The sequence below is a fragment of the Wolbachia endosymbiont of Drosophila bocki genome (assembly GCF_028982005.1).
GTDB classification, from domain to species: domain Bacteria; phylum Pseudomonadota; class Alphaproteobacteria; order Rickettsiales; family Anaplasmataceae; genus Wolbachia; species Wolbachia pipientis.
The window spans coordinates 1-3,171 of the sequence record NZ_JAPQLG010000035.1 but is presented as its reverse complement, the minus strand read 5'-3'; the positions used below and the strand labels follow the sequence as shown (position 1 = coordinate 3,171).

The following is a 3,171-nucleotide window of genomic DNA, read 5'->3' as shown; positions in this document are numbered from 1 at the left end:
CGAAGGGTGTCAAGTAAGTTTTTTCGTTTCTATTCCCAATAAAAGTTTGTTATATGGTTATGCAAGAAGTCTGATGAATCGCGGTGTGACGTCTTAGCTATAGATGCTGGTTTGTGTGATTTCAAGAGAAGCTTGGTAGATAAGTTGTGTTTTAAACCAGATTCGGTATTTTAAACTGAACACTTTCAATAATACCACCTGGCATAACTGAAATTTTTACACTCAGGTTTACTTTTAGGTAGTCCATTAATTCATCAACCAATATGTCAGGAGCGGAAGCACCTGCAGTGATTCCTATCTTTTCTACGCCCTGAAACCAGCTTTTATTCACACAGCTGTAATTATCAATCAAGTAGGCTCTTTTTCCTCTGGCAGTGCACAGATCCAATAAGCGGTTTGAATTTGAGCTATTTTTACTTCCTACAACTAATACCATGTCTACAATTTCAGCTAGCTTTTTAACAGCATTTTGTCTGTTTTGCGTTGCATAGCATATGTCCCTTAAATCTGAACCTGTTATGCCTGGAAACCTTAATTTCAAGGCAGCAATAATGTCACGGGTATCGTCGATGCTTAACGTAGTTTGTGTAACATAAGACAAATTATCTGGATCTTTAACCTTTAAATCATATACATCCTGCAAAGTTTGCACTAAAGTGATAGGATTGTTTACTCTTCCCCTAATTCCCTTAACTTCTGGATGGTTTTCATGCCCAATGAGAATTAATTCTTTACCACTGTTTTCATACCTTTTTGCTTCTTTATGCACTTTGTTGACTAAAGGACATGTTGCATCAATCACTTGAATACCCTTTCTTTTTGCCTCATCTTCTATATTTTTTGATACTCCGTGCGCGCTGAAGATCAGTATTCCTTCATTATCTTCAATTTCCTCGATACTGCTTACAAAAACCACTCCTTGTTTCTTAAAGTCCTCTACTATATATTTATTGTGAACAATTTCGTGTAGCACATAAACTTGGCGCTCGTTTTTGTATTTTTCTAAAGTAATAGCTAATATGTCCACAGCTCTTTTTACCCCGGCACAAAAACCTCGTGGTTCAGCTAAGATGATTTCCATTTTTGTCAAATCAAGTAAATATGCAAGCATTACTTAAAAATAAGCTCCGCTCACTGTGTTTTATAGTACCATTATTTATATTTTATATAATAATTATTTTTCGCATATTCTCTTTAACATTTGATCAACTTACTACTTCAGAAAATTTTAGAAAAGATAATATAGTACATAAACAACCCGATATTTTAGATAGAAATGGAGTGGTAATAGCAACAAATGTGCCCACAACATCACTATATATAGATGCAACCAAAGTAAAGAATCCGGAAAGTATAGCAGCACAACTGTGTTCTACTTTGCATGACCTCGAATACAAGAACTTATATAGAGTACTTACTTCAGAAAAGAAATTTGCTTGGATAAAGCGGCACTTGACTCCAAAAGAATTACTAGCGATCAAAAACGCTGGTGTACCAGGAGTAAATTTTTATGACGACATAAAGCGTATATATCCTCACAGTAATTTATTTTCACACGTGCTTGGTTACACTGACATAGATGGCAACGGTATTGCAGGAGTTGAGGCATATATAAGTAAAAATAATGAGCAAGAAAAGCCCATAATACTATCCTTAGATACACGAGTGCAAAGCATAGTGCATGAAGAGCTAACTAAAGCTGTAAGCAGATATCAGGCACTTGGCGGAGTAGGAATTGTTTTAAATGTGAGAAATAGTGAAGTTATCTCGATGGTCAGCCTACCTGATTTTAATCCCAACTTACAGAATAAGGCAGAAGACGTACAAAAGTTCAATCGCGCCAGTCTTGGGGTATATGAGATGGGGTCGGTATTAAAATACTTTACAATAGCCGCAGCGCTTGATGCGAACGCTACAAAAACTAGCGATTTATATGACGTATCAACACCAATCACCATTGGAAAGTATAAAGTTCAGGATTTTCATAAATCTAAAATTCCAAAAATTACTGTGCAAGATATATTTGTAAAATCATCCAACATTGGTGCAGCAAAAATTGCAGTCAAACTAGGTATTGAAAAACAGGTAGAATACTTTAAAGCTATGAAGCTATTTTCTCCTTTGAAAATAGAAATACCAGAAAAATCCACACCGATAATCCCGGATAAATGGAGTGAAAACACCTTAATAACAGCATCTTATGGTTATGGCATAGCTGTAACTCCTATACATCTTGCACAAACTGCAGCAGCATTAATCAACAATGGGATATTTCATAACGCAACCTTGATGTTGAATAAAAGAAGTATAGGAGAGCAAATTATCTCAAGAAGAACTTCCAGGGAAATGAGAAAATTATTACGTGCAGCAGTAACAGATGGCACTGGCAGAAAAGCAAAAATAAAGGCATATTCAATAGGAGGAAAAACTGGATCGGCGGAAAAAGTTGTAGATGGTAAATATAGCAAAGATGCAAACATAGCATCATTTATAGGAGTGCTAACTATGCTTGACCCAAGGTACATAGTGCTAATTGCTATTGATGAGCCTCAAGGGATGCACCATACCGGGGGAATAATTGCCGCGCCTATAGTAAAGAACATTATAAATAGAATAGCGCCTATACTAAATGTTACACCTGAGATGTAAAATTATGATTGCTTTACTACAACTTCAAATTTATCATCACCAAAATCCTTATTAATATACCAAGAACCATCATCTTTAGTTACAAATTCAAGACCTTTAAGGTCTTTTTTTATTGTCTTTCCATCTTGACCATCAATAGCGATATTAATATCGAATGTAATAATGTCTAGATTTATCATAGCTTCTTTCCCGCTGCACGAATTTAGACTGAACTTGCCTAACATGACATCATTAAAACTCACTTCCCCTGTATAGACATCACACCGACCGTCCACACAACACGTAGTTTCAATATAGAAAAGGTCTGACATATAAAACACCTACGTTTATAAAAAAAGAGCTAAAGCCCTACGCCATACCGTTATAGTCAGTAAACCTAGAGCACTTTAGCTATAATACAGCTAAGAATGTAAAATTCAACAGTTAATTGTGTAAGGAAGTCTAAATTACTATATCTTAGAACCTGTTTAAAATCTTCGTAATAGGAGAGAAATGAAGGAAAGGACAATCATTTGCAAGCTG

Annotated in this window: 3 protein-coding genes; 1 reads left to right on the top strand and 2 read right to left on the bottom strand. The window is 35.5% G+C overall.

Annotated features, from left to right (window positions below):
* Positions 1–151: 151 nt before the first annotated feature.
* Positions 152–1,081 carry a 4-hydroxy-3-methylbut-2-enyl diphosphate reductase gene (ispH, locus tag OZD61_RS00640; protein ID WP_274979467.1) on the bottom strand — a complete coding sequence of 310 codons (930 nt, stop codon included), beginning with the start codon at positions 1,079–1,081 and terminating at the stop codon, positions 152–154.
* Between the two features lie 20 nt (positions 1,082–1,101).
* On the opposite strand from ispH, the gene OZD61_RS00635 reads away from it, so the two are divergent.
* Positions 1,102–2,649 (top strand): peptidoglycan D,D-transpeptidase FtsI family protein, encoded by a 1,548-nt coding sequence (locus OZD61_RS00635; protein ID WP_274979466.1) that lies wholly within the window; start codon positions 1,102–1,104, stop codon positions 2,647–2,649.
* 2 nt (positions 2,650–2,651) lie between these two features.
* Here OZD61_RS00635 and OZD61_RS05755 read toward each other — a convergent pair whose 3' ends face one another.
* Positions 2,652–2,960 carry a hypothetical protein gene (locus OZD61_RS05755; RefSeq protein WP_275008342.1) on the bottom strand — a complete coding sequence of 103 codons (309 nt, stop codon included), beginning with the start codon at positions 2,958–2,960 and terminating at the stop codon, positions 2,652–2,654.
* Positions 2,961–3,171: the final 211 nt, after the last annotated feature.

Excerpts from the sequence above, each read along its gene's own strand:
- ispH (WP_274979467.1), bottom strand. The coding sequence starts at position 1,081 with ATGGAAATCATCTTAGCTGAACCACGAGGTTTTTGTGCCGGGGTAAAA.
- OZD61_RS00635 (WP_274979466.1), top strand. The coding sequence starts at position 1,102 with ATGCAAGCATTACTTAAAAATAAGCTCCGCTCACTGTGTTTTATAGTA.
- OZD61_RS05755 (WP_275008342.1), bottom strand. The coding sequence starts at position 2,960 with ATGTCAGACCTTTTCTATATTGAAACTACGTGTTGTGTGGACGGTCGG.